The sequence below is a fragment of the Janibacter sp. HTCC2649 genome, from assembly GCF_000152705.1.
GTDB lineage: Bacteria > Actinomycetota > Actinomycetes > Actinomycetales > Dermatophilaceae > Knoellia.
Map to the genome: position 1 here is coordinate 330,333 of NZ_CH672413.1, position 25,594 is coordinate 355,926.

Annotated in this window: 23 protein-coding genes; 14 read left to right on the forward strand and 9 right to left on the reverse strand. The window is 67.9% G+C overall.

The genetic code is table 11. From position 1 onward, the window contains the following. Positions 1 to 4 precede the first annotated feature (4 nt). Both dinB and JNB_RS01650 read left to right on the forward strand, forming a co-directional pair. Positions 5 to 1,258: a DNA polymerase IV gene (gene dinB / locus JNB_RS01645; protein WP_009774651.1), complete on the forward strand. Its 1,254-nt coding sequence runs from the start codon at positions 5 to 7 to the stop codon at positions 1,256 to 1,258. 107 nt (positions 1,259 to 1,365) lie between these two features. Continuing rightward, entirely contained in the window at positions 1,366 to 1,764 is a 399-nt protein-coding gene (locus JNB_RS01650; protein WP_040883488.1) for a DUF3040 domain-containing protein, read from the forward strand. A 180-nt stretch (positions 1,765 to 1,944) separates the two neighbouring features. On the opposite strand, the gene JNB_RS01655 is transcribed toward JNB_RS01650, so the two are convergent. Then, positions 1,945 to 2,439, reverse strand: coding sequence for a DUF456 domain-containing protein (locus tag JNB_RS01655; protein ID WP_009774653.1), 495 nt, complete (start codon positions 2,437 to 2,439; stop codon positions 1,945 to 1,947). A gap of 11 nt (positions 2,440 to 2,450) precedes the next feature. Continuing rightward, a complete protein-coding gene (locus JNB_RS01660; protein ID WP_040883490.1) occupies positions 2,451 to 2,669 on the reverse strand; it encodes a hypothetical protein in 219 nt (72 codons plus the stop codon). Positions 2,670 to 2,940: 271 nt separating this feature from the next. Here JNB_RS01660 and JNB_RS01665 point away from each other — a divergent pair, with 271 nt between their 5' ends. Both JNB_RS01665 and JNB_RS01670 read left to right on the forward strand, forming a co-directional pair. Beyond that, positions 2,941 to 5,088 (forward strand): type IIA DNA topoisomerase subunit B, encoded by a 2,148-nt coding sequence (locus JNB_RS01665; protein ID WP_009774655.1) that lies wholly within the window; start codon positions 2,941 to 2,943, stop codon positions 5,086 to 5,088. Between the two features lie 161 nt (positions 5,089 to 5,249). Continuing rightward, positions 5,250 to 6,746 (forward strand): APC family permease, encoded by a 1,497-nt coding sequence (locus JNB_RS01670; RefSeq protein ID WP_009774656.1) that lies wholly within the window; start codon positions 5,250 to 5,252, stop codon positions 6,744 to 6,746. Between the two features lie 51 nt (positions 6,747 to 6,797). On the opposite strand, the gene JNB_RS01675 is transcribed toward JNB_RS01670, so the two are convergent. From JNB_RS01675 to JNB_RS01700, 6 genes are all read right to left on the reverse strand, one after another. Beyond that, positions 6,798 to 7,838: a LacI family DNA-binding transcriptional regulator gene (locus JNB_RS01675; protein ID WP_148232276.1), complete on the reverse strand. Its 1,041-nt coding sequence runs from the start codon at positions 7,836 to 7,838 to the stop codon at positions 6,798 to 6,800. A gap of 1 nt (position 7,839) precedes the next feature. Further along, on the reverse strand, positions 7,840 to 8,793 hold the full coding sequence (locus JNB_RS01680) for a carbohydrate ABC transporter permease (protein WP_009774658.1): 954 nt from the start codon (positions 8,791 to 8,793) through the stop codon (positions 7,840 to 7,842). Further along, on the reverse strand, positions 8,793 to 9,818 hold the full coding sequence (locus tag JNB_RS01685; protein ID WP_009774659.1) for a carbohydrate ABC transporter permease: 1,026 nt from the start codon (positions 9,816 to 9,818) through the stop codon (positions 8,793 to 8,795). Before JNB_RS01685 ends, JNB_RS01680 begins: the two co-directional genes overlap by 1 nt. A 95-nt stretch (positions 9,819 to 9,913) precedes the next feature. Beyond that, entirely contained in the window at positions 9,914 to 11,293 is a 1,380-nt protein-coding gene (locus JNB_RS01690) for an ABC transporter substrate-binding protein (protein ID WP_040884077.1), read from the reverse strand. Between the two features lie 240 nt (positions 11,294 to 11,533). Beyond that, positions 11,534 to 13,984 (reverse strand): DNA topoisomerase (ATP-hydrolyzing) subunit A, encoded by a 2,451-nt coding sequence (locus JNB_RS01695; RefSeq protein ID WP_009774661.1) that lies wholly within the window; start codon positions 13,982 to 13,984, stop codon positions 11,534 to 11,536. 70 nt (positions 13,985 to 14,054) lie between these two features. Beyond that, positions 14,055 to 14,684 carry a nitroreductase family protein gene (locus tag JNB_RS01700; RefSeq protein WP_040884078.1) on the reverse strand — a complete coding sequence of 210 codons (630 nt, stop codon included), beginning with the start codon at positions 14,682 to 14,684 and terminating at the stop codon, positions 14,055 to 14,057. Positions 14,685 to 14,707: 23 nt separating this feature from the next. Between JNB_RS01700 and JNB_RS01705 the strand changes: the two genes are divergently transcribed. From JNB_RS01705 to JNB_RS01720, 4 genes are all read left to right on the forward strand, one after another. Continuing rightward, positions 14,708 to 17,386, forward strand: coding sequence for a bifunctional GNAT family N-acetyltransferase/acetate--CoA ligase family protein (locus JNB_RS01705; protein WP_009774663.1), 2,679 nt, complete (start codon positions 14,708 to 14,710; stop codon positions 17,384 to 17,386). A gap of 39 nt (positions 17,387 to 17,425) precedes the next feature. Further along, positions 17,426 to 18,094 (forward strand): DUF5998 family protein, encoded by a 669-nt coding sequence (locus tag JNB_RS01710; RefSeq protein ID WP_009774664.1) that lies wholly within the window; start codon positions 17,426 to 17,428, stop codon positions 18,092 to 18,094. A 92-nt stretch (positions 18,095 to 18,186) separates the two neighbouring features. Beyond that, a complete protein-coding gene (locus JNB_RS01715; RefSeq protein ID WP_009774665.1) occupies positions 18,187 to 19,329 on the forward strand; it encodes an alkaline phosphatase family protein in 1,143 nt (380 codons plus the stop codon). Positions 19,330 to 19,340: 11 nt separating this feature from the next. Further along, complete coding sequence (locus JNB_RS01720; RefSeq protein WP_009774666.1) at positions 19,341 to 20,015, forward strand: thymidine kinase; 675 nt, start codon at positions 19,341 to 19,343, stop codon at positions 20,013 to 20,015. A 112-nt stretch (positions 20,016 to 20,127) separates the two neighbouring features. On the opposite strand, the gene sepH is transcribed toward JNB_RS01720, so the two are convergent. Further along, entirely contained in the window at positions 20,128 to 21,324 is a 1,197-nt protein-coding gene (gene sepH, locus JNB_RS20210; protein ID WP_009774667.1) for a septation protein SepH, read from the reverse strand. A gap of 115 nt (positions 21,325 to 21,439) precedes the next feature. On the opposite strand from sepH, the gene JNB_RS01730 reads away from it, so the two are divergent. The 6 genes from JNB_RS01730 (at position 21,440) to JNB_RS01755 (ending at position 25,585) form a co-directional block, all read left to right on the forward strand. Then, on the forward strand, positions 21,440 to 22,558 hold the full coding sequence (locus JNB_RS01730; protein WP_009774668.1) for a ferrochelatase: 1,119 nt from the start codon (positions 21,440 to 21,442) through the stop codon (positions 22,556 to 22,558). A 1-nt stretch (position 22,559) separates the two neighbouring features. Then, positions 22,560 to 23,426, forward strand: a complete 867-nt coding sequence (locus tag JNB_RS01735) for an inositol monophosphatase family protein (RefSeq protein ID WP_009774669.1) — start codon at positions 22,560 to 22,562, stop codon at positions 23,424 to 23,426. A 156-nt stretch (positions 23,427 to 23,582) separates the two neighbouring features. Then, positions 23,583 to 23,882, forward strand: coding sequence for a DUF4193 domain-containing protein (locus tag JNB_RS01740; RefSeq protein ID WP_009774670.1), 300 nt, complete (start codon positions 23,583 to 23,585; stop codon positions 23,880 to 23,882). A 76-nt stretch (positions 23,883 to 23,958) separates the two neighbouring features. Then, positions 23,959 to 24,453 carry a dUTP diphosphatase gene (gene dut / locus JNB_RS01745; protein WP_040884080.1) on the forward strand — a complete coding sequence of 165 codons (495 nt, stop codon included), beginning with the start codon at positions 23,959 to 23,961 and terminating at the stop codon, positions 24,451 to 24,453. Positions 24,454 to 24,455: 2 nt separating this feature from the next. Next, positions 24,456 to 25,217 (forward strand): DUF3710 domain-containing protein, encoded by a 762-nt coding sequence (locus tag JNB_RS01750; RefSeq protein WP_148232548.1) that lies wholly within the window; start codon positions 24,456 to 24,458, stop codon positions 25,215 to 25,217. Continuing rightward, entirely contained in the window at positions 25,217 to 25,585 is a 369-nt protein-coding gene (locus tag JNB_RS01755; RefSeq protein WP_009774673.1) for an OB-fold nucleic acid binding domain-containing protein, read from the forward strand. Before JNB_RS01750 ends, JNB_RS01755 begins: the two co-directional genes overlap by 1 nt. The last annotated feature ends 9 nt before the right edge of the window (positions 25,586 to 25,594 follow it).

The window sequence follows — 25,594 nt, forward strand, 5'->3', positions numbered from 1 at the left end:
GCGCATGAGCCGTCGCCAGTTCAGCCTCCCCAACCGATCCTCGAGCGAACCGCCCGACGACACCGGGTGCACCATCCTGCACGTCGACATGGACGCGTTCTATGCGATGGCCACCCTGCTCTCGCATCCCGAGCTCGTCGGGACACCCGTCATCATCGGCGGCGGCAACAGGGGCGTGGTGCTGTCGGCGACCTATGAGGCGCGCAAGTTCGGGGTGGCTTCCGCGATGCCGATGACGCGCGCCCGTCGACTGTGCCCGCAGGCGACCGTGCTGGCACCCGACCACAGTTTGTATGCCGCGATCTCGTCTGCCGTGATGGAGACCTTTCGCGCGGTGACGCCTGACATCGAGCCGCTGTCGCTCGACGAGGCCTTCCTCGACGTCTCGGGAGCGATTCGCCGGCTGGGCTCGCCGGCCACCATCGGTGCCCAGATCCGCGACACCATCCACGACGAGCAGGGCATCACCTGCTCGGTCGGAGTCTCGTCGACGAAGTTCGTCGCCAAGATCGCCTCCGGGCTCGCCAAACCCGACGGCATGGTCGTCGTCCCCCGGGACGAGGTCATCCCGTTCGTGCAGCAGCTTCCCGTCGGCGCACTGTGGGGCGTGGGGGAGAAGACCGAGGAGCAGCTCACCCGACTGGGGCTGCGCACCGTCGCCGACATCGCGCACACCCCGCTGCCGACGCTCATCCGTGGACTGGGCGAGGCGACCGGGAACCATCTCTACGAGCTCGCCTGGGGACGCGACCCGCGACCCGTGGCGCGCGAGCAGCGTGAGAAGAGCATCGGCGCCGACGAGACGTTCGAGTACGACATCGACGACCCGCAGGAGATCCATCGCCACCTGCTCAAGCTCAGTGACCGGGTCGCCGCCCGGCTGCGAGGTGCGCGGCTCACCGGCCGCACGGTGTCGATCAAGGTGCGGTTCTCGGACTTCACGACGATCACCCGGGCGCGCACCCTGCGGGAGCCGACCGACGGCAGCCGCGAGATCTATGAGACGGCGACGTCGCTGTTCGACGCCCTCGGATTGCAGCGAGCCCGGATCCGCCTCGTCGGGGTCCGCCTCGAGAAGCTCGTGGCCGTCGAAGAGGCCCCGATCCAGGGGATGCTTGGAGAGGCCGACTTCGGCTGGCGCGACGCAGATCGGGCCGTCGATCGGGCCAGCGCCCGCTTCGGAGCGGGGTCCGTGCGGCCCGCGAGCCTGATCGACCGGGGCCGACCTTCCCCCAGCGGCGATCGCGACCTATCCTGAAGGAACCAGCACCGACGCTGGCGAAGCAACGAAACAGCGGTCTCGAACGTTGTTGTTGGTGGAAGATCAATGACACGTCGCATCACACCGCACACCAGGAGGACGCCGTGCCGCTGTCAGAGCACGAGCAGCGAATGCTCGAGCAGTTGGAGCAGGCCCTGGTCGCCGATGACCCGAAGTTCGCCTCCAACATGGAGGGAACCCGGCGAGGCGGCCCAACGCGCCTGCGCTGGATCATCGGTGTCGTCGGAGCGCTTGCCGGTCTCGGCCTCGTCCTCGTCGGCATCCAGACCACGATGTGGGTCGGTGCCGCAGGGTTCGCCGTGATGGTCGCTGCTGTGGCCTACGCCCTCACACCTCCGCGCCGTGGCGGCAAGCTGGCCGTCGTCCGCGAAGACGGCACGAAGGGTCCAGCCACTTCCGGTCGCAAGCAGAAGAGCGGCTCGGGGTTCATGGACAAGCTCGACAACCGGTGGGACCGCCGAGGCCAGGACGGCTGGCACTGACCTGACCCGCTTCGACTCCGTGCCCCGCACGGACTTGTCGTCGGGCCGTAGGCCCTCCCGCATGTCCGTGCGGGGCACGAAGTCGGGGTTGCGCTGTCCGTGCGGGGCACGAAGTTGGTGACACGTGTCCGTGCGGGGCACGAAGTTGGTGACGTATGTCCGTGCGGGGCACGAAGTCGGTTACGTGGCGAGGACGCCGATCACCCAGGTGACGGCGATGAGCACTCCGGCGCACAGCTCGATGCCCATGCTCGTGAGCACGGCGACGAGCGCGCTCTTGGTGCGCGACCAGGCCTGGGCGCGATCGCGCGTCCGGCCGTGCTCGATGACATAGATCCCCAGCACGAAGCCGATGATGAAGCCGATGACCGGGATGACGAACATCCCGATGATGCCGAGCACGACGGCCAGCAGCAACGTCGACGTCTTCACCCCTTGCTCGCGCAGCCGCTTGCCGGGGATGAGGAACTGGATGATCACCCCGGCGGCGTAGATCGCCAGGCACACGCCGAAGAACGTCCAGGCGGTCGTGCCACCGGTCTCGTAGGCCCACAGCAACACGCCGAGAACCGCGAGAAGCAGTCCGGGGATGACGGGAATGACGATGCCGACGATTCCCACAAAAATGAGAATCGCCGGCACCCAGACGCTGGTGCCCTCCGGCAGGAGGTTCACGTAAGGGAGAGTCAGACGTCGATGTCCGCGACGGTCGGCGGCTCCGTCAGACGGTCGCTCTCGTCAGTGATGTCCGCGTGGTCGCGGAGCTTCGGCAGGTGCTCCCGGCCGTGGTGAGCGCAGAAGAGCAGCTCCCCACCGACGTGGAGGGTCGCCCGAACGTAGGCCTGGGCACCACAGCGGTCACAGCGGTCCGCGGCGGTCATGGTGGGTGCCAGTGCGGTTGTCACATCGGCCTCCTCGGCTGATCTCGTCAATGGGCCCACGCGGATACGTGGGCGTCGAGCGTTGTAACAGTCAAACATGCCGAGGTGTTCCTGCGGGGGAGGTGCTCGCGTTGTGACCGATCCGATGCCGACGACACGATCATTCCTCACGTCACCGACAGCGCGCCTCGGCGGGGTCGTCAGAGCCCGGAGCTAGCCTGAGGCGAACGCACCACGCACGACGTGAGCACACGGCATACCCCTCACGTCTCACGCACGAAACCCGAAGGAACGCATGAGCCCCACGTCCACGGCCAAGAAGGCCGCGACGACCAAGTCCTCGACCGACTACAGCGCGCACCACCTCCAGGTGCTCGAAGGTCTCGAGGCCGTGCGCAAGCGACCGGGTATGTACATCGGGTCGACCGACAGCCGCGGGCTCATGCACTGCCTGTGGGAGATCATCGACAACGCGGTCGACGAGGCGCTCGGTGGCCACGGCGACCGGATCGAGGTCATCCTCCACAAGGACGGCTCGGTCGAGGTCCGCGACGTCGCCCGAGGCATCCCCGTCGACATCGAGCCCCGCACCGGGCTCACAGGGGTCGAGGTCGTCTTCACCAAGCTGCACGCCGGCGGCAAGTTCGGTGGCGGGTCCTACACCGCGTCCGGTGGGCTCCACGGTGTCGGCGCGTCCGTCGTCAACGCCCTCTCCGCGCGCCTCGACGTCGAGGTGGACCGCGGTGGCAACACCTACGCGATGAGCTTCCGACGCGGCGAGCCCGGCTACTTCCCCGACGTCGCAAGCGCCGACAAGAGCCCCGACCACGAGTTCACGCCCTACGAGCGCACGAGCGAGCTCGCGATCATCGGCAAGGCGAAGCGCGGGGTCACGGGCACCCGCATCCGCTACTGGGCGGATCCGCAGATCTTCATCAGGGACGCCGAGTTCGACTACGACGGGCTGCTCGGCCGAGCCCGGCAGACGTCCTTCCTCGTGCCCGGTCTCGCGCTCGTCATCCGCGACGAGCGTGGCCTGCCCGGCACCGCGGGGGAGAGCGGGCCGCACGAGGAGGTCTTCCTCCACGACGGCGGTATCAGCGAGTACGCCGAGTTCCTGGCGCCCGATCCGGCAGTGACCGACGTCTGGCGACTTCAGGGCACCGGCAACTTCACCGAGACCGTGCCGGTCCTCGACGCCAAGGGGCACATGTCCCCGCAGGAGGTCGAGCGCGAGTGCGAGGTCGACGTCGCCGTGCGTTGGGGCACCGGCTACGACGCCAAGGTCAGCTCGTTCGTCAACATCATCGCGACGCCCAAGGGCGGCACGCACATGGCCGGCTTCGAGCAGGCGCTGCTCAAGGTGTTCCGCAAGCAGCTCGAGGTCAACGCCCGCAGGCTCAAGGTCGGCAGCGACAAGGTCGACAAGGACGACATCCTCGCGGGCCTCACGGCCGTCGTGACGGTGCGCCTCGCCGAGCCGCAGTTCGAGGGCCAGACCAAGGAGGTCCTCGGGACCAACGCGGTGCGGGCCATCGTCGGGCGGGTCATCGAGAAGGAGCTCACGGCCAACCTCACATCGACCAAGCGTGGCGAGAAGCAGCAGGCGGCCATGCTCCTCGAGAAGGTCACCGCCGAGATGAAGTCGCGCATCAGCGCGCGCCTGCACAAGGAGACCCAGCGCAAGAAGAACGCGCTCGAAACCTCCTCGCTGCCGGCCAAGCTCGCGGACTGCCGCAGCAACGACGTCGACAGGACCGAGCTGTTCATCGTCGAGGGTGACAGCGCCCTGGGCACGGCCAAGCTGGCCCGCAACTCCGACATCCAGGCGCTGCTGCCGATCCGCGGCAAGATCCTCAACGTCCAGAAGGCCTCGCTCACCGACATGCTGGGCAACGCCGAGTGCGCCGCGATCATCCAGGTCCTCGGTGCGGGCTCGGGCCGTTCGTTCGACGTCGACGCCGCTCGCTACGGCAAGGTCATCATCATGACCGACGCCGATGTCGACGGCGCCCACATCCGCACGCTGTTGCTCACCCTGTTCTTCCGCTACATGCGACCTCTCGTCGAGGCCGGACGCGTGTATGCCGCCGTGCCCCCGCTGCACCGCATCGAAGTCGCGGGCATGGGCGCCCGCAAGGGCGAGCTCATCTACACCTACTCCGAGGGTGAGATGCGCAAGACCGTCGCCTCGCTCGCCAAGAAGGGCCGCAACATCAAGCAGCCCATGCAGCGCTACAAGGGCCTGGGCGAGATGGACGCCGACCAGCTCGCCGAGACGACCATGGACCCGCACCACCGCACCCTGCGCAAGGTGACGATGGCCGATGCCGAGGCCTCCGAGCGCATCTTCGAGCTGCTCATGGGCAACGAGGTCGCGCCCCGCCGCGACTTCATCGTCAAGGGTTCGGCACGCCTCGACAAGGAGCGGATCGACGCCTGACCAGGGCGGTCACGCAGGGTGAGGAGCCGCGAAGGCTTCCCAGCAAGCATTCGCCGAACTCACGGCATACCGGCGCGTTTGCGTTGCCCTCAGGCGTGATCTGGGCCACAGTGGGCCGTTACAGGCGCCGGGCACCCGGCGCCGAATCAGGAGGCGTGCAGATGAGTGGTCACATCGACGAACGCGGTGGCACTGATGTCATCGATGCGCCCAAGGGCGGCGAGCCAGAGCTCAATCGGGTCATGGGCCCCAAGCTCCTGCTGCTGTTCATCGTCGGCGACATCCTCGGGACGGGCGTCTATGCGCTGACCGGGTCGGTGGCCGGTGAAGTCGGTGGCGCGGCCTGGGCTCCCTTCCTCGTGGCCTTCATCGTCGCGACGATCACGGCGTTCTCCTACCTCGAACTCGTGACGAAGTACCCGCAGGCAGCCGGCGCCGCGCTCTACACGCACAAGGCGTTCGGGATCCACTTCTTCACCTTCCTCGTGTGCTTCACCGTCATGTGCTCCGGCATCACGTCGGCCTCGACGGCCTCCAACGCCTTCGCCGGCTTCCTGCGCGATGGCTTCGGGATGAAGGAGGAGTGGCCGGCTGGGTCGAACCCCATCCTGTTCATCGCCCTCGGCTTCATGGCGCTGTGCGCAGCGGTCAACTTCCGTGGCGTGGGCGAGAGCGTCAAGGCCAACGTCGTGCTCACCCTCGTGGAGCTCTCCGGTCTGCTCCTGGTCATCTTCATCGGCCTGTATGCCGTGACCCAGGGCAAGGCGGACTTCTCCAAGACGATCATCTTCGACAGCCCGAGCGACAAGAGCACCTTCTTTGCCATCACCGCGGCGACCTCTCTGGCGTTCTTCGCGATGGTCGGCTTCGAGGACTCGGTCAACATGGCCGAGGAGACGCACGAGCCCGCCAAGAACTTCCCGAAGATGATGCTCACCGGTCTCGGAATCACGGGCGTCATCTACATCCTCGTGTCGATCACCGCGGTGGCGCTGGTGCCCGTGGGGAAGCTCGCCGACCCGAACGAGGCGTCCGCCCTCACCCAGGTGGTCGCCGCGGGCGCGCCGAACTTCCCGTTCGACAAGATCTTCCCGTTCATCGGAATGTTCGCCGTGGCCAACTCGGCCCTCATCAACATGCTCATGGCCAGCCGGTTGCTCTACGGCATGGCCAAGCAGGACGTGCTCCCGCCGTTCCTCGGCAAGGTGCACCCCACGCGTCGGACCCCGTGGGCGGCCATCCTGTTCACGACGGCCATCGCCTTCGGACTCATCATCTACGTGGTGCGTGCCAACGGGAGCAAGGAAGGCGCTGGGACGGTCACGCTGCTCGGTGGCACCACGGCGTTGCTGCTGCTCTGTGTGTTCACGGTCGTCAACATCGCTGTGCTCGTTCTGCGCAAGGATCCGGTGTCCCACAAGCACTTCATTGCTCCCTCGATCCTGCCCATCTTCGGCGCCGTGTTCTGTGCTTTCCTCGCGGGGCCGTGGGCGCGCAGCGACGATCAGCAGGAGCAGTACAAGATCGCGTTCGGCCTGCTCGTCGTCGGCGTGGTGCTGTGGGCACTCACCTGGGTGGTCAACCGCTTCTTCTTCGCCAAGAAGACCTACATGCGTGACCCCGACGAGCTCGGTGACCCCGACCACGAGCACCACTGAGGTCGCACCGCTCGCACCCCGACCAGCACGAACCTTGCGCCGTCCGTCCTCTCAGGAGGCGGGCGGCGCGGTGCTGTGCCGGATGATGAGCTCGGTGGGCACGACGACCTGGCTCGCGCGGCCACCGGGGGTGTCGACACCCAGGCCCCGCAGGAGGATCTCGGCGGCCTCGCGACCTTGCGCCGCAACGTCCTGACGGACCGTTGTGAGGCCCATGACACTGCTGAGGACGTGGTCGTCGATGCCGATGATCGAGAGGTCCTCAGGGACGCGAAGTCCTTCGGCTCGGGCCGCCTGCATCGCGCCGATCGCCATCTCGTCGGAGGCAGCGGCAAGGGCAGTGGGCCGGTCGTCCGAGGCCAGGAGCGCCCGAGTGTCGGCAGCGGCGCTGTCCGCGGTCCAGTCCGACTCCAGGATCCAGTGCTGGCGCTCAGGGAGGCCGTGCTGGCGCATGACGTCACGGAAGGCGTCGAGGCGTGCCTGGGGAGTCTGGATGTGCGCCACGTTGGAGGGCACCGTGCCGATGTAGGCGATGCGGGTGTGCCCCAGCGCGACGAGGTGCTCGGTGGCGGTGCGCATCGCGAGGTCCTCATCGATGCGCACGTTGGGGCGGTCCTCGACCGGCGTCCCGATGGCGACGAGCGGCAGACCGAGGCGGTCGACGAGTTCGAGCTCCTGCTCGGTCAGGGGCAGGTTGAGGGTGATGACACCGTCGACGCGCTTCCAGAGCATGTTCTGTGACAGGGGGAGGCGCTTGTCGTAGTTGTCGTCCTCGAGGTCGAACAACAACACGTGGTGCCCGTGCTGGCGCAGGGTCTTCTCGATGGCGCTCACCAGGGTGGCGAAGAACCAGCGGGTGAGGAACGGGGCCACGACCCCGACGACCTGGGTGCGCCCAGAGGCAAGGGACGTCGCCGTGGGGCTGGCGACATAGTCGAGCTCGGTGGCGACCTTGAGGACCCGTTCGCGGGTACGCGGACTCACCCGATCGAGTCCGCGAAGTGCGCGGGAGACCGTGGCCACTGAGACCCCGGCCTCCCGCGCAACATCCGTGATCGTGCTCATCCGCCGACGGCGGTCTGGAGCAGTCATGTCAGCCCTTCGTACCTCCGGACAGCAGTCCACGGACGAAGTACCGCTGCAACGCGAGGAACACCGCCACGGGCAACGCGATGGAGACGAACGCTGCCGGAGCCAGGAGGTACCACCTGTTGCCCAGGGTGCCGCTGATGGTCGTGAGGAACATCGTCAGCGGTGCCAGGTCAGGCTTCCCGCCCAAGAACGACAACGCCACGAGCAGATCGTTCCAGACCCAGAGGAACTGGAAGATGCCGAACGAGGCCAGCGCGGGAGCAATCAGCGGAAGCAGCACCTGGAAGAAGATGCGCACGTGTCCCGCACCATCGACTCGGGCAGCCTCGAGCAGCGACGCCGGGATCTCCTTCATGAAGTTGTGCAGGAGGAAGACGGCAAGCGGCAACGAGAACGCCGTGTGCGACAGCCAGAGTGACCAGTACGAACCACCGAGGCCGATGTCCTGATACATCGAGACGAGAGGCAGGAGAGCGACCTGCAACGGCACGATCTGCAGCGCGAACACCGCGACGAACAGGGCGTTCTTGAAGGGGAAGTCGATCCACGCGAAGGCGTAGGCCGCCAACGATGCGAGCAACAACGGCAGCAGCACCGACGGGATGACGATGACGATGGAGTTGATGAAGAAGTCGGTCAGCGGAAGCTGACCCTCGGCGCCGTTGAGAACGCCCGTGTAGTTGTCGAGCGTGAAGCCGCCGTGGGTGAGGGCGTTCCACCAGCCGGACTGCTGGATGTCCTCCTGCTTGCGGAAGCTCGTGACGAACAACCCGAATGTCGGAATCGTCCACAACACGGCCATGACGAGGGCAAAGAGGGACGCCCACCGTGAGGAGACTGCCCGAGCTGCGTTCCCAGCTGCCGACTTCTGCTTCCTCTTGAGTGTGTGACCAGCGTCGGCGACCGCGACGTCGGCCACTGCAGCCGGCACCGGTGCGGGAGTTGCGGTGCTCATCAGGCGTCCTTCCGGAGCTGGATCACGTTGAACACGATGATCGGGGAGACGAGCAGGAAGATGACGATCGCGATCGCCGCACCGAGCCCGGGCTCCTGCGTGACGAAGGAGCGGTTGTAGAACTCGTTGGCCAGGACGGAGTCGCCCAACTTGCCGCCGCTCGACGTCTGGACGATGTCGAAGGCCTTGAGCGTGGCGATGCCGATCGTGGTCATCACGACAATGACCGATGCGCGAATGCTCGGCAGGGTGATGAATCGGAACATCTTCACGCCCGAAACCCCGTCCATGTTGGCTGCCTCGAGGATCTCGTCAGGGATGGCCTTGATGGCTGCCGAGAGGATGGTCATGGCAAAGCCGACCTGGATCCAGATCATGATCGCGATCATGGCGAAGGTGTTGCCCGGCGCGTTGCCCAGGAAGTCGATGGGATCCATGCCGAGCTTGGTGACGATCGTGTTGAGCAGACCCACCTGCTGGGCCCCGGGGTCACCGATGAAGAAGTAGACGAACTTCCAGATCAGCGTCGCGCCGACCATGGAGATCGCCATGGGGAGGAAGATCAAGGCCTTGGCCACGGCCTCGCCCTTGGCGCGATCGATCAGCAGGGCGTAGAGCAGACCCAGCCCGGTCGAGACGAGGGGGACGAGGACGACCCAGAAGAGAGTGTTGCGGAAGACGTCCGGAAGTCCCGGGGTGGTCCACAACCTCTGGAAGTTGTCCAGCCCGACGAACTCGCCACGGGTGCGGGCCGTGCCGAAGTTCAGGTCGAAGAACTTGCCGTCGTAGAAGGCTCGACGGATCGTGAGGAGGAACGGGTAGATCAGCGCGATGGAAATGAAGATCAGGGTGGGACCGACGAAAGCGGCGGCCTGGATCTTCTCGCCGATGCGACCGTTGAAGAGCGAAGCAAGGAGCAGGATGCCGAGGAAAACGGCGCCGAAAACGACGAGACCGAGGAGGAGCGTCAAGAGTTTGCCGCTGTTGGTGTCCGTCGATATGGCCGTGAACGAGGTTACGAGCATTTCACCTCCAGAAGAACGGGGGCACCAGTGGGTGAGGCGAGGCAGCGTGCCCCGCCTCACCCACTGAGGCCAAGGAGTGGTGAGTCAACTGCTACTTACTTGGCCGGCCAGGACTTCTCAATGTTGCCGAGAGTGGTCGCGTCGTCCTGACCCTTGATCCAGTTGGTCATCTCCGACCAGAAGGTGCCGGCACCCACGGCGGAGGGCATCATGTCCGAACCGTCGAAACGGAAGACGGAGGCCGGGTCCTGGAGGATCTTGGCGGACTGCTGGTCAATCGGGGAGACCAGGTTGGCCGGGTCGAGCTCCTTGTTGGCGCTCACCCATCCACCACCGGTCGTGGCCTTGGCCTTGGCGTTGGCCCATTCGGGCGATGCCAGGTAGGCCGCGAAGGCCTTGACCTCGGGGGCGTCACGGAAGGTGGCGACGAACTCGCCACCGCCCAGCACCGGCTTGGTGGTCGCATCGACCGACGGCAGGTAGAACGCCCACGCGTCGCCGTCCTCGGCGACCTTGGTGCCCTTGGGGAAGTTGGCCGCGTAGAACGAGGCCTGGCGGTGCATGAAGCACTTGCCCGTGAGGATCGGCTGTCCACCGTCCTGGAAGGTGGTGGTCGCGATCGACGACGGTGCTCCGAAACCACCGTTGGTGAACTTCGGGTCCTTGAGGATCGCGGCATCCTTGCCGAGGGCGTCGAGGACCTTCGGGTCGTTGAAGGGGATCTTGTGGGTGACCCACTGGTCGTAGACGTCCTTGCCAGCGGTGCGCAGGAGCGTGTCCTCGAGCCAGTCGGTGCCCGTCCATCCGGTGGCGGTGCCCGAGCTGAAGCCGGCACACCACGGCTTGGCAGCCGGGTTCTCCGTGGCGATCTTCGCGGTGAGCGTCATCATCTCGTCCCACGTCTTGGGGATCGTGTAGCCCTTGGCCGTGAACGCCTTGGGGGAGTACCAGACGTAGGACTTCACGTTGGCGCCCAGGGGTGCGGCGTAGAGCACGCCGTCGTCGCCGGAGCCGTACTTGCGCCAGTCGGGCCCGAAGTACTTGTCGACCTCGTCGCTCAGGGTCTTCGAGGCGGGGATGGTCTTGCCGGTGTCGACCATGGTCTGGAGCAGGCCCGGCTGCGGGATGAACGCGACGTCCGGGAGGTTGCCGCTCTGGGCTCGCTGCGGCAGGTTCTTCTCGAAGTCCTTGTCACCTTCGTACTTGATGGTGATGCCGGTGCACTCTTCGAACGGCTTGTAGGACTCCTTGTGGGGCGCGTCCTCGGGGGTGACGATCGAGGTGTAGATGCTGACCGTCTTGCCCGTGAGTTCGGACTTCATGTCGCACCACTTGGAGTAGTCCTTGGTGTCCTCGGCGGCCGTGCCGCCGTCTGAGTTGTCGTCGCCGCCTCCACCGCATGCGGTGACGCTGAACGCGATCGCTGCAATGCCGGTGAGGGCCAACACCTTGCGACGTTGTGATTTGTGGGCCATGCCCGCCTCCATCTTTTCCAGGGGACGCGCCGTGGCCTGTTTCTAGACCTCGACGCTGAGGGATCCGCTTGGAGTGTAAAAGCGGTTACATCGCCAGTGGAACGGTTTCCCCGTGATTGCCCGGTCACGATCACGTAACGTGCTCGAAACGGAGCATTGGGTATGCCGTCCGCTCACATTCGCGCACCCGTTGCCCGTGAGTGCCACGCCCGGAACCGAGGGTGACGGCGCAGTAACGGGTCAGGCCGGTGGCGCGCCGATCCCCGTGATCACGGCCGAGCCCTGAACGCCCGAGCCATCACGCCTGCCGTTCGCCTCTGGTAGTTCGAGGGCAACGCCGCCAGCGCCACTGGCGCGCGCCGGCATGGCTCCGACCCAGGCGAGCACGAGGGTGTTCTCGCCCTTGAGGAAGCGGTGGGCGCGCACGCCGCCCGTGCCACGGCCCTTGCCCGGGTACTCGGACAGAGGGGTGGCCTTGATCGCCCCGGGCTGGGTGCCGGGCAGGGCATCTGCAGACCCGCTCGCGGTGACGACGACGGCCTCGCGGGCCGGGTCGACGACGCCGAAGAAGGCCACCCGCTCGCCGGCTGTGAGGCGCACTCCGGCGATGCCGCCGCCCGAACGGCCCTGTGGCCGAACGGCATGGGCGGGGAAGCGCAGCAGCTGGGCGTCGGAGGTGACGAAGACGAGGTCCTCGTCACCGGTGACGACCTGGCCAGCCCCGACGACGGTGTCGCCGTCCTTGAGGGAGATGACCTCCCAGTCGTGGGACTTGGGCTGGTCGGAGGTGACGCGCTTCACGATGCCCTGGGCGGTGCCGAGCGCGAGGCCCGGACCGTCGGGGTCGAGCGAGACGACCGTGATCGGCTCCTCGCCCCGGGGCAGGTCGACGTAGGCCGCCAGGGGAGCGCCGCCGGACAGGCTCGGAGCGCCACCCAGTGGTGGCAGCGTCGGCAGCTCGAGGGCACTGATCCGGATCATCCGACCCCGACTCGTGACGAGGCCGACCTCGCCACGTGCCGTCGTGCGGACGGCAGAGATCACGGCGTCGTGCTTGGCACGTGGACCTTCGGCCGGGATGGGCTCCGCGTTGGAGGTGCGGGCGAGCAGACCGGTTGAGGAGAGCAGCACCCAACACGGGTCGTCACTCACCTCGAGCGGGGCAGCCGCGCTGACAGGGTTGCCTGCCGACTCGAGGAGCACGGTGCGGCGGGGCGTGCCGTACTTCTTGGCGACGTCGGCCAGCTCGGTCGAGACCATCCGCTGGAGCAGCTTCTCGTCGCCGAGGATCGCCTCGAGCTCCTGGATCTGCTTCTCGAGCTCGTCACGCTGGTTCTCGAGCTCGAGACGCGAGAACTTGGTGAGGCGACGCAGCTGCAGCTCGAGGATGTAGTTCGCCTGGAGCTCGCTGAGGTCGAAAACGTCCCTGAGGCGCTGGCGCGCGGTCGCCGTGTCATCGCTCGTGCGGATGAGCTGGATGACCTCGTCGATGTCGAGGATCGCGATGAGGAGTCCGAGGACGAGGTGGAGCTGGTCCTGGGCCTTGCGCAGGCGGTAGGCCGTGCGCCGACGCACGACAAGAATGCGGAACTCGACGTAGTGGCGCAGCAGATCCTTGAGCCCGAGCGTCTGCGGCTGACCGTCGACGAGCGCCACGTTGTTGATGCCGAAGGAGTCCTCCATCGGCGTGAGCTTGAAGAGCTGCTCGAGGACCGCCTCGGGGTTGAAGCCGTTCTTGACCTCGATGACCATCCGCAGTCCGTGCTTGCGGTCGGTGAGGTCCTTGACGTCGCTGATGCCCTGGAGCTTCTTGCCCTGCACGAGCGTCTTCATCCGCTCGATGACCTTCTCGGGGCCGACGAGATAGGGGAGCTCGGTGACGACGATGCCGGACTTGCGGGGCGTGAGCTTCTCGATGCGGGTCGTGGCGCGGGTCTTGAAGGTGCCCTTGCCGGTGAGGTAGGCGTCGCGGATGCCGTCGAGACCGACGATCTTGCCGCCGAGGGGCAGGTCGGGGCCGGGGACGAACTTCATGAGGTCGTCGAGGCTGCAGTCGGGGTGGGCGATGAGGTGACGGGCCGCACTGATGACCTCGACGAGGTTGTGCGGCGGCATGCTCGTCGCGAAGCCGACCGCGATGCCGCTCACGCCGTTGACGAGCAGGTTGGGGTAGGCCGCGGGCAGGACTCCGGGCTGGAGCAGCTGGTCGTCGTAGTTGGGGACGAAGTCGACGGTGTCCTCGTCGAGCCCCGTCGTCATGACGAGAGCGGCGGGCGCGAGGCGGGCCTCGGTGTAGCGCGAGGCGGCCGGGCCGTCGTCGAGCGAGCCGAAGTTGCCGTGGCCGTCGACGAGGGGGAGTCGCATGGTGAAGGGCTGGGCCATGCGCACGAGGGCGTCATAGATCGCGGTGTCACCGTGCGGGTGGTACTTGCCCATGACGTCGCCGACGACGCGCGAGGACTTCACGTGTCCACGATCGGGGCGCAGCCCCATCTCGCTCATCGAGAACAGGATGCGGCGCTGCACGGGCTTGAGGCCGTCACGCACGTCCGGAAGGGCTCGCGAGTGGATGACCGACACCGAGTACTCGAGGAAGGCGTTCTGCATCTCGATGCCGACATCGATGTCAACAACGTGGCCGTTGTTTTCGTCGTCGTCGGCTTGCGGGTTGCTCGTCGTGCGCTTTGCCATGGGTCGGCGGTCTACCTCAGGTCGTGTGGGTGTCTCGCGGACGCGTCGCGAGCGATCACTGCATCTTCCCTCAGGGCTCTGACGTCCCGGCCGACGACGCGCCGAACCGCCCGAGGTGGAGCACGTCACGCAATGGACGGCGTCCGCGCTTCAGCGACGGGCTCGTCACGCGTTGCGCTTCGTGACCCAATGCGATGACGCCGACGATCCGCAGACCCGGCGGAACGGCATACGCCGCTCTGACTGCGTCGTGACGCGACGCAGGGACGCCGAAGAACAACGCACCCAGGCCGGCGTCGACGGCCCCGAGCAACACGATCATGGCCGCCATCGCCGTGTCTGTGTCCCAGTAGGGAATGGGCCAGCGGTCGAGGGAGCGATCGGTCCAGCCCTTGTCCGGCTCGGCATAACGATCCAGGTATGCCGTGGGGTCGGCGAGCATGAGCAGCAGGACTGGCGCTGCGGAGACTCCGCGCAGCCACGCGTCTGGCTCACCTTCGCGCTGGCGGGTCGCCTCCCAGAACTGGGCTCGGTCTGCGGCGTCGGTGAGGGCGAGGACGTCCCAGCCCTGGGTGTGTCCGGCGCTCGGTGCACGTTGGGCCAGGCGGACGAGGTCGCGGACGGTGTCCAGGGGGACGCCCCGGTCCGGGTCGAAGCGCCGCACCATGCGTCGTCGCGACACCGCGTCGATGAGATCCATGGTGTTCATGGTGCCGTGCCACGATGGGGCTCATGAGCAAGGACGTCGAACTCCCGCCGGGCTACCCGGTTCAGTGGGAGGCCGATGTCGTGCTTCGCGACGGCAGTGTCGGCCACCTGCGTCCGATCCTCCCGAGCGACATCGACGGGATCCACGCGTTCCACGCCAAGCAGTCCGACGAGTCGATCTACCTGCGCTTCTTCGCGCCCCTGCGGAGGCTGTCCGACAAGGACGTCCACCGGTTCACCCACGTCGACTACTACGACCGGGTGGCCCTCGTCCTCACGGTGCGCGACGAGATCTTCGGGATCGGGCGCTACGACCGCACCGAACCCTCGTCGGCCGAGGTTGCGTTCAACGTCAGCGACCACTACCAGGGTCGCGGCATCGGCTCCGTCCTCCTCGAGCACCTCGCGGCGATCGCGCAGGAGTTCGGGATCACCCGCTTCACGGCCGAGGTGCTCCCGCAGAACCGCAAGATGCTCACGGTCTTCTCGGAGGCCGGCTACGAAGTGAGTCGCAAGGTCGAGGACGGCGTCGTCGAGGTGCGCTTCGACATCGAGCCCACCGACCGGTCCAAGGCCGTCGCGATGTCGCGCGAGCACCGCGCCGAGGCGATCAGCGTCAGCCGGATGCTGCGGCCCAAGACGGTGGCCGTCATCGGGGCCGGGCGCTCGCCGCAGTCGATGGGGCACCACTTCCTCAAGAACCTCCTCGACGGGGGCTTCACCGGTCAGGCCCACCCCGTCAACCGCAACGCCAAGAAGATCCTCGGGCGCAAGACCTACGACACGATCGGTGACGTTCCCGGTCCGGTGGACCTCGCGGTCATCGCGGTCCCGGCCGACAAGGTCCTCAAGGTCGTCGACGAGTGCGCCGCGGCCGACGTCGACGCACTGCTCATCGTCAGTGCCGGCTTCGGCGAGGGCGGGGGAGAGGGCGGTGACGAGCTGCAGAGCGAACTCGTCCGGCGCGCTCGCGGATCGGGGATGCGCATCGTCGGACCCAACTCGTTCGGGCTGATCAACACCGACCCTGCCCTGTCGCTCAACGCCTCGCTGTCCCCGGACATGCCGCCCAAGGGGCACCTCGGGCTCTTCGCGCAGTCCGGCGCCCTGGGCATCGCGGTCCTCGCGTCGGCGGCACGACGCAACCTCGGCATCTCGTCGTTCGGCTCGGCCGGCAACCGCGTCGACGTCTCCGGCAACGACTTCATGCAGTACTGGATCGACGACGACGACACCCACGCGGTCGGGCTCTACCTCGAGTCCATGGGCAACCCGCGCAAGTTCTCGCGCATCGCGCGCAACCTCGGCCGGATCAAGCCGGTCATCGTCGTCCAGTCCGGTGTCTCGGCCTATGGCGCGCCCCCCGGTCACCGAGTGCGCCGCACCAAGGTGCGCCCGGCGGTCTTCGCGGCCATGCTGCGACAGGCCGGGTGCATTCGCGTCTCCAACGTCCACCAGATGTTCGACGTGGCCCAGCTCGTCGTCCACCAGCCCCTGCCCGCCGGGCGTCGGGTCGCCATCGTCGGAAACTCCTCGGCACTGGGTGCGCTCTCCGCTGGCGCCGTCGCGGGTCGTGGGCTCAAGGTGACCCACGGCCCCATCAACCTCCCCTCGGAGGCCACGGCCGAGCAGTTCCGCGAGGCCCTCACCAAGGCGTTCGAGGACCCCGACGTCGACTCGGTGCTCACCTGCTTCATCCCACCCATCGTCGCCCACGACGAAGAGGTCACCGAAGCCGTCCGCTCGGCGGCGCGCAAGTCCGACAAGACCTGTGTCGCAACGTTTCTCGGCATGCGAGGTGTCCACTCCTCGACGCACATGGACGAGGGCGGGACGACGGGTCAGGCCATCCCGATCTACGCGATGCCCGAGGACGCGGCCTACGCCCTCGCGAAGGCGACGAAGTATGCCGAGTGGCGCAACAAGGACCACGGCGTCCCCGTGGCGCCCGTCGGCATCAACCGTCGCGTGGCCGAGGACGTCGTCCAGACCGTCCTGTCGGTCAACCCGGAGGGGCGCCGACTCGACCAGGACGAGACGCTCGCGCTCCTCGCGGCATACGGGATCGAGGTCTGGCCTTCGCGGAAGGTGACGACGATCGACGAGGCCGTCGAGGCCGCCGAGGACATCGGCTACCCGGTGGTCCTCAAGTCGACGGCGCCGATGCTGCGCCACCAGGGTGGGGTCACCGGCGTTCGCGTCGACCTCGGCACCGAGCAGTCCGTGCGCGAGGCGTGGGCCTCGCTGCATGAGCGCCTCACCCCACTCGCAGCGGGACAGCTCGAGGTGCAGCGCATGGCGACTCCCGGTGTGGCATGCGTCGTGACGGCCGACGAGGACCCGTTGTTCGGCCCCGTCGTGAGCTTTGGTGTCGCCGGTCTGCCGACCGAGCTCCTCGACGACATCGCCCACCGCATCCCGCCGCTCACCGACGTCGCCGTGTCCGAGCTCATCTCGTCGGTCAAGGCGGCACCCGTGCTCCACGGGCACCGCGGCTCCACACCGGTGCACCGCGCGGCTCTGGCCGACCTCATCGCCCGGGTGTCGGCCATCAGCGACGACATGCCCGAGGTCGCGTCCCTGCGGCTCAACCCGGTCAACGCCCAGCCGGGCGGGGTCGAGGTCCTGGGCGCCGAGGTGACGGTCGCGCCGACGGCCCGGCGCACCGATCCGGGGCGGCGCTCCCTCACCTGACCTGTGGACGGGCCGGCGCCCACGCCGCGGTGCGGCAGAATGGACACCATGATGCGTTCGTTCGACGTCCCCACCCTGCCGGTGGACCTCACTGCGGCGATCGAGCGAGCCGGCTACTACCCGGCGCTCGTCGGAGATGTCGTCGCCGCGGCGCTCGCCGGTGAGCAGGTGCGGTCGCACCTCGTCCACCTCGAGACGACCTTCGACCGCGACGTCATCCGCCGCCACGTCACCGTCCTTGTCCTCACCCCCTCACGGCTCGTCATCGCGCACGCCGACGACCACGCCGACGAGGCTGCGGGCGCCGGCGTGACCGACGGTGTCGGCGCCGCTGGTGCTGCCAGCGACACGGGTGGCGAAGGCGCAGGTCTCGGCGGGCAGGAGGTCGCGACCGCGACGACCGAGAGCATCCCCCTGTCGGCCGTGCGTGGCGTCATGTTGACCCACGTCGTCGCCGACCCCCAGAACTACGTCCCCGGCTCGCTCGGGCGCGAGCTCACCCTCACCCTCGGCTGGGGCGCCGTGAGCCGCGTCGACCTGCTTCCCGCCACCTGCGGTGACCCCGGGTGCGACGCCGACCACGGCTACGACGGCACGATCTCCAGCGACGACATCGCCCTGCGCGTGTCGGCGACGGCAGACGGCGATGTCGCCCTGCAGCAGGCGATCGCCTTTGCCCACGCTCTCTCGGGCTCGCTGGGCCAGTGACGGAGCAGGAGCCGCCGGTTTCGCGCAAGGCGCGCAAACCGCGGCATTCGCGCGCGTCTCATGGCTCGTCCTCCGCGCCGCCCGCCCCCGCGGTGTCGCCGGTGCTCGGCGTGCCGGCGCCGGCCTATGGCGAGGGTGGGCTCAGCGACGTCCTTCCGTCGGTTGCGGCGTCGATCGGCGTCCCCGGCGGAGTCCCTCGTTGGGCGCTACCACCGGCGCGCAGTGCGGTGGTGGTCCTGGTCGACGGCTTGGGCTACGACCTCCTGCGGCGCCGCGGCGGCCACGCTCCCTGGCTGCGCTCCCTCTTTGATGACGGACGACGCGTTGTCAGTGGCTTCCCCTCGACGACGGCGTCCTCCATGGGGTCCTTCGGCACGGGCCTCGTCCCCGGAACGCACGGCATGCTCGGCTACGAAGTCCTCGTGCCCGGAGAGGACCGGCTCCTCAACGAGCTGTCGTGGGAGGACGGACCCGTCCCCGAGCGATGGCAGCCGCGGGCCACCTGGTTCGAGAAGGCCGCGGCCGCGGGGATCGACGTCATGCGGACCGGCCCGGGCTTCTTCGACGGGTCCGGGCTCACCCGCGCGGCGCTGCGAGGCGGGCGTTTCGTCGCAGCGAAGGAACTCGATGCGCGCATCGACGCGACCTTGGCGCACGCGCGTTCGCAACCAGCCACCCTCACCTACCTCTACTGGGGCGACCTCGACAAGGTCGGGCACGTCCACGGGTGCGAGTCATGGCAGTGGGGGGACGAGCTCGAGACGATCGACCGAGCCCTGGCCCGCCTCGCCGACGGCCTGCCCGCCGACTGCTCGCTGACCATCACCGCCGACCACGGCATGGTCGACGTGCCCATGGCAGACCGGATCGACGTCGCCCACGACGCCGAGCTCGCCGCCGGGGTGCGGCACACCGGGGGAGAGGCTCGTGCTCCCCAGCTCTACTGCGAGGCGGGCGCTGCCGATGACGTGCTGGCGACCTGGCGCGCACGCATCGGTGACTTCGCCTGGGTGCTCTCGCGTGACGAAGCCGTGGCCACTGGACTGTTCGGGGCGGTGCGACCCGAGCACCTTGCCCGGATCGGCGACGTCGTCGTCGCCATGCGCGAAGCCCGTGCAGTCGTCGACTCCCGCTACCAACGGCCGGAACTCTTGGCTCTCATCGGGCTGCACGGCTCCCTCACCGATGACGAAGTCCCCGTGCCGATGTTCCATGTCCCCCCGAAGTCGAATTAAGGTTTCGCCTCGTGGCTGAGTTGGTGTTCTTCTCCGGGACGATGGACTGCGGCAAGTCGACCCTTGCGCTCCAGATGGATCACAACCACCGCGCGCGCTCGCGGGTGGGACTGATCTTCACCAAGCTCGACCGGATGGGTGATTCGGTCCTGTCCTCGCGACTCGGACTCTCGACCGAGGCCCACGAAGTCCACGACGACCTCGACTTCTGGGACGTCGTCGTCGACTTCCTCACCCGGGGGCAGCGCGCCGACTACCTCATCTGTGACGAGTCGCAGTTCTACACAGCGCCCCAGATCGAGCAGCTCGCCCGCATCGTCGACGAGCTCAACATCGACGTGAACTGCTTCGGCATCACCGCCGACTTCCGCACCGAGCTCTTCCCCGGATCCAAGCGACTCTTCGAACTCGCGGACCGGGTGCAGGTCCTCCAGGTCGCTGCTCTGTGCTGGTGCGGCGCGCGTGCGACGCACAACGCGCGCCTCATCGATGGCGTCATGGTCGTCGAAGGTGAGCAGGTCGTCGTCGGAGACACAGCCGCCAGCGACAGCCTCGTCGAGTACGAAGTCCTCTGCCGACGTCACTACATGCGCCGCATGAGCAGCCACGCGGCGCGCCTGGCCTCCGCCACGCCGGACGTCCTGCCGTTCGACCTCGACGTGTGCGCGGTGCCTCCGCGCGACTGATGCGCGTAGGCCGCGTCATTTCTGCGCGGGTGGCGCCAGGGGCGCAGAGCGTGGTCGGGGGCGCACCTCTCGCTGCGCCTCTCGTCAGGTTGAGCGCGGCTGGTGCTGCGGGTCAGGTGGTGGTGCCGCCGCGGCCGCCGCCGCCGAACATGATGTCGTCCCAGCTGGGAACGCTCGGGCGGCCCTTGCGGCCTGAGGTCTTGCGTGGGGTGGGCTTCGGGGCCACGGGCTCAGGCTCGGGTTCGATGTCCTCGAGCTCGTCTTCGGGCTCGTCAGGCTCGTCGTCCTGCTCGTCCTCGTCGGGGGCGCTGGGAGTCAGCTGACGGATGTTGTCCGCAGCGTCGTCTTCCTCGTCGAGCTCGACGTCGGCCTCGTCGTCTTCGGGAGCCTGGTCGTCGAGATGGGCCGAGATGGGGTGCTTGCCTCGGGCGGCGGGAGGTTCGGGCGCGTCGGCGGTGTCGACGACGAGGTCCTCGAGGGGGAGGGCGTCGTCGCGGGGGGAGTCCTCGACCGGGGTGTGCGACGGGGAGGGACGACGACGACCCTTGCGGGAGCGGGTCGACTGCTCCCGCATCGCGGCCATGAGGTCGATCGGCTCGCGAGACTTCGCATTGCGACGGGCAGGCTTCTCGGCGTCGACCCCACCCTCGGCCTCGACGTCGAAGACGGCACTGGCGCGGTTGCTGTTGGTGGCGACGTGGGGAGTGGGGATGGCGGAGTCGGCCGAGGTCTGTTCGCTCAGCCAGCGGGCCTCGTCGTTACCGGGCACGAGGGAACGCAGTCGGGGGTCGAAGCGCCAGGAGGCGGTGCGCTCGCGGCCACCCGCGGGGAAGAGGGCGGTGACCGTCCACTGGCCGTCGTCGAGGCGGGCGGAGTCCCAGCGCACGAGCTCGCCCGGGACACCGCGTGCCTTGAAGCGTTCGTCGGCGCGGCCTCCCAGGGTCTGTTCGGTGCCGGCATTGCGGCCGGAGCCTGCATGCGTCCCGACGACGCAGTTGCGGGCCTGGTTTGCGACGTACTCACGCTCGGCGAGGACGGGACCCTCGAACCGCTGCACCTTCTGGATGGTCCAGCCCGCGCGATCAGCGACCTCTTCGGTCGACAGACCTGATCGGATGAGCGACTGGACGTCGCGAGGACGCAGGCCACCATCGATCTCGATCTGGAGCTGGCCCAACCGGGGCCGGTCACGGCGCGCCGCAGCGCGCATCGCCTCATCGAGGGCAACGCGGTAGCGCTTTCCCTCGGCGTCGGAGAGAAGGACGTGCTCGCCGTCCTCGTGGACGCCGATGAGACGAAGGTCCTGCATCACAGATCTCCCGGGCAGTGGTCAGGTCACCCTCGACTGTGCCACCCCGCGCCCCTTCGACAAAGCAGCCCACGCCGGTCGCGAGCAACGATCCGTGGCTCGTTAGGTTGGCACCATGCCGATCACGCCCGACGAAGATGCTCTTGCCCCCTACGACGCTGTGCTCCTGCTCTCGTTCGGTGGGCCCGAGGCCCCCGACGAGGTGGTGCCGTTCCTTCGTCGGGTGACTGCTGGCCGCGATGTCCCGGAAGAGCGACTCGAGGAGGTGGCAAAGCACTATCACCACTTCGGGGGTGTCAGTCCGATCAACGGCCAGAACCGCGAGCTCCTCGCTGCCCTCGAGGCAGAGCTGGTCCGTCGCGGGTCAGCCGTGCCGGTCCTCTGGGGCAACCGCAACAGCGCGCCGTTCGTCACGGACACGTTGCGCGCGGCCCGGGCACAGGGTCAGCTGCGCATCTGCGTCGTCGTCACCTCGGCCTACTCGTCGTACTCCGGGTGCCGTCAGTACCGCGAAGACCTGGCCGCCGCCACCGAAGAACTCGGTCTCGCAGCGGTGGACCTCGACATCGACAAGGTGCGTCCCTACGCGCTCCACCCCGGCTTCACGGCCGTCAACACCGAGCACCTCGTGGACTCGGTGTCGACCATCGACGCGTCGAAGCTCCCGACCACTCGCCTCCTGTTCGTCACGCACTCGATCCCCGAGGCCATGGACGACACGTCCGGCCCGGGTGACAGTGACGGCAACCTCTACGTCGAGCAGCACCTGAGGGCGGGGTACCTCATCGCCCAGGGACTGACCGAGCGCACGGGTGTGACGCTGCCGCAGGAGCTCGTCTTCTGCTCCCGGTCGGGCAGCCCGCGCACTCCCTGGCTCGAACCGGACGTCAACGACCGGATCGAGGAGCTCGCCGCCGAAGGTGTGACGACCGTGGTGCTTGCCCCCATCGGATTCGTGTCCGACCACATGGAGGTCGTCAACGACCTCGACCGTGAGGCCCGCGAGACCGCCGATCGTCTGGGGGTCGAGATCGTGCGCGTCTCCACGGCCGGCACGCACCCCGTGTTCGTCGAGGCACTCGTCGACCTCCTCGAGGAGCGGGCGGCCGAGGCGCGCGGCGAGGTGGTCATTCCGGCGCAGGCCGACGGCGGCGATCTGCGACCCTCGAACTGCGCCCCGGGCTGTTGTCCCAATCTTCGGGCGGCACTCCCGGCCCTCTGCGGACAGGACTGACATGTCATCGACTGCTCCCGACCTGAGGTTCCCTGACGATGCGCTGGCGGCAACGCTGGAGGCACTTGCTGCCGAGGTTGCCCGGTCCGCAGGGCGACTTGTCGTCGATGAGCGTCCGGACGCCGTGGAGGTCTCTGCCACGAAGTCGAGCGCGACCGACGTCGTCACGGTCATGGACCAGCGCTCGCAGGACCACCTCATTGCCCGCCTGCGCGAGGCTCGCCCCGATGACGCGGTCCTCGGCGAGGAGAGCGGGGGAGCCGCCGGCACGTCCGGCATCACGTGGGTCATCGATCCGATCGACGGAACGGTGAACTACCTCTACGGCATACCCGCGTATGCCGTGTCCGTCGCGGCCGTCGTCGGCGACCCGACCACGCACGGCGCCTGGCGTCCGTTCGTGGGCGCCGTCTTCAACCCGGTCACCGACGAGCTCTACCTCGCCCGCGCCGGCGGGGGATCGCGTGTCGTCCTCGCTGGGGGCGTCGAACGCGAGCTGTCGCCCACCGCGTGTGACGAGCTCGGTCAGGCCCTCGTCGGAACGGGCTTCGGGTATGCCGCGGAGCGCCGCGATCGTCAGGGTCGCCTTTTGCTCGATCTGCTTCCGCAGATCCGGGACATCCGCCGGATCGGCAGTGCGGCGCTCGACCTCTGCGCCGTGGGGGCGGGGACGCTGGACGCCTACTACGAGACGGGGCTCAACCCGTGGGACCTCGCCGCGGGTTGGCTCATCGCCACCGAGGCCGGCGCCAAGGTCGGTGGCTTCGGGGGACCGGGTGCCGAGCTCACCTGGGCCTGCACCCCCGGGCTCGAACCTGCCTTCCCAGACCTTGTCGAAGCGGGCACCGAACGGCACCTCAGGGGCTAGTCTCAGGTCCGCTGTGGCGCTCAACGCTCAGATGGTGCACAATCGCGGCTCGCACGGGCACAAAATCATCGCTTCATGCGTTGACTGGGCCAGCAGGGATGCCAACCTCCGACATTTCGTCGGTGGATGGCCACACGACATTGGGAAAGGAGAGCCATGGCGACCGATTATGACGCCCCACGCAAGACTGACGATGAGCTGTCGGAGGACTCCATCGAGGAGTTGAAGACCCGTCGCAACGACAAGCGGTCCTCCAGCGTCGACGTCGACGAGACCGAACAGGCTGAGGGATTCGAGCTTCCCGGAGCTGACCTCTCGGGTGAAGAAATGTCGGTGCGGGTCATTCCGCGTCAGGCCGACGAGTTCACCTGTTCGCGGTGCTTCCTCGTCCACCACCGCAGCCAGTTGGCGAGCGAGAAGGCCGGCCAGATGGTCTGCCGCGAGTGCGCCGCCTGAGCAGCATCAACGCAAGGACAGCGTGGTCCCCAAGGGTGGTCTGATCACACCGTCGTCCGAGATAGGGTCAGTCCCCGTGACTGGCCCTTCTCGCATTCCGGTCGCCTTCCGGCGGCTCTCCCCGAAGGCCCGCATCCCGGCATACGCCTCTGATGGAGACGCGGGTGCGGATCTGACCGCGGTGGCCTCCGTGACCCTCGCACCGGGGGAGCGGGCGCTCGTGCCGACAGGGATCGCGATCGCGCTTCCCCCCGGAACGGTGGGACTCGTCCACCCGAGGTCGGGGCTCGCAGCGCGGCACGGGATCACGGTCGTCAACGCTCCGGGAACGGTCGACTCCGGCTATCGCGGAGAGATCCTCGTGAACCTCGTGAACCTGGATCCGCGCGAGTCGTTCACCGTCGCAGAGGGCGATCGCATAGCCCAACTCGTCGTGCAGGAGTATCTCCACGCAGACTTCAGCGAGACCGAGTCGCTCCCGGACAGCGTCCGGGGTGACACTGGACATGGATCCACCGGAGGCTTCGGCACGACGCCTCCAGACATCATCGAGGAAGTGACCACACCGTGAGCATGTTTCGCCGGCGCAAGGCCGACGCAGAGACCGCCGTCGAGGCAGAGTCCGCAGTCGACGCCGCCGAGTCCGAGGACGCCTCGGACGACGTGACCGAGATCGTCCCCGACGTCCCCGTCGACCGCTCCGCCGGACCCTACGACGCCACCGAGGTGGACGACGACGACGGCCGGCTCGACCTGGGTTCGCTGCGAGTCAGTGGCACCGAGGGCATGGAGCTCCGCCTCGAGATCGACCAGGAGCAGCAGAACGTCATCGCCGCCACGGCAGTCGTCGGCGAGTCCGCCCTGCAGCTGCAGGCGTTCGCCGCGCCTCGCTCGGGTGGCCTGTGGGCCGAGATCCGCTCCGAGATCGCTGTCGCGATCGAGAGCCAGGGCGGCACGGCTGACCTGGAGTACACCGAGTTCGGCACCGAGCTGCGCACGCGCATGCCCAGCGCTGGACCTGATGGTCGCACCGTGTTCGCCCCCGCCCGCTTCATCGGCGTCGACGGACCGCGCTGGTTCCTTCGCGGAGTGATCTCCGGGCGTGGGGCGATCGAGGAGGCCTCTGCTGCACCGCTGCTCGAGATCTTCCGAGAGACGGTCGTCGTCCGTGGCAGCGACCCGATGGCGCCGCGCGAGCTGCTGCCGTTGGCCCTTCCTCAAGAAGAGGCCACTCCCATGCCGCCCGCCCCCGACGGCGAGAACGCACCCGAGACGACCTCCACCGATGACCTCAATCCCTTCGAGCGTGGGCCAGAGATCACCGAGGTGCGTTGATGGGACTCAAGGAACGACTGCGGGACCTCGCGCGGACCGACACCCAACTCGAGGCCGACGAGATCCGTGAGCGCACGATCTCCGACCCCGGCGCTGCAGTGGCCTGCGCCGGCAAGCTCGTGGAGCGCAAGCAGGCGACCGTGGCCGGCTGTGTCCGCTGCATCACCATGCCGCCGCGCCAGGGGATGCCGGTGCTCGTTGCCGAGCTCTTCGACGGTGATCGATCGGTCAACCTCGTCTGGATCGGGCGTCGTCGCATCGCCGGCATCGAGCCGGGCGTCTTCCTCGTCGCCGACGGTCGGGTCGCCATGGTCAAGGGCCAGCCGGCGATCTTCAACCCCACCTACCAGATCGTCCCCACGAAGTGACCTCCGAAG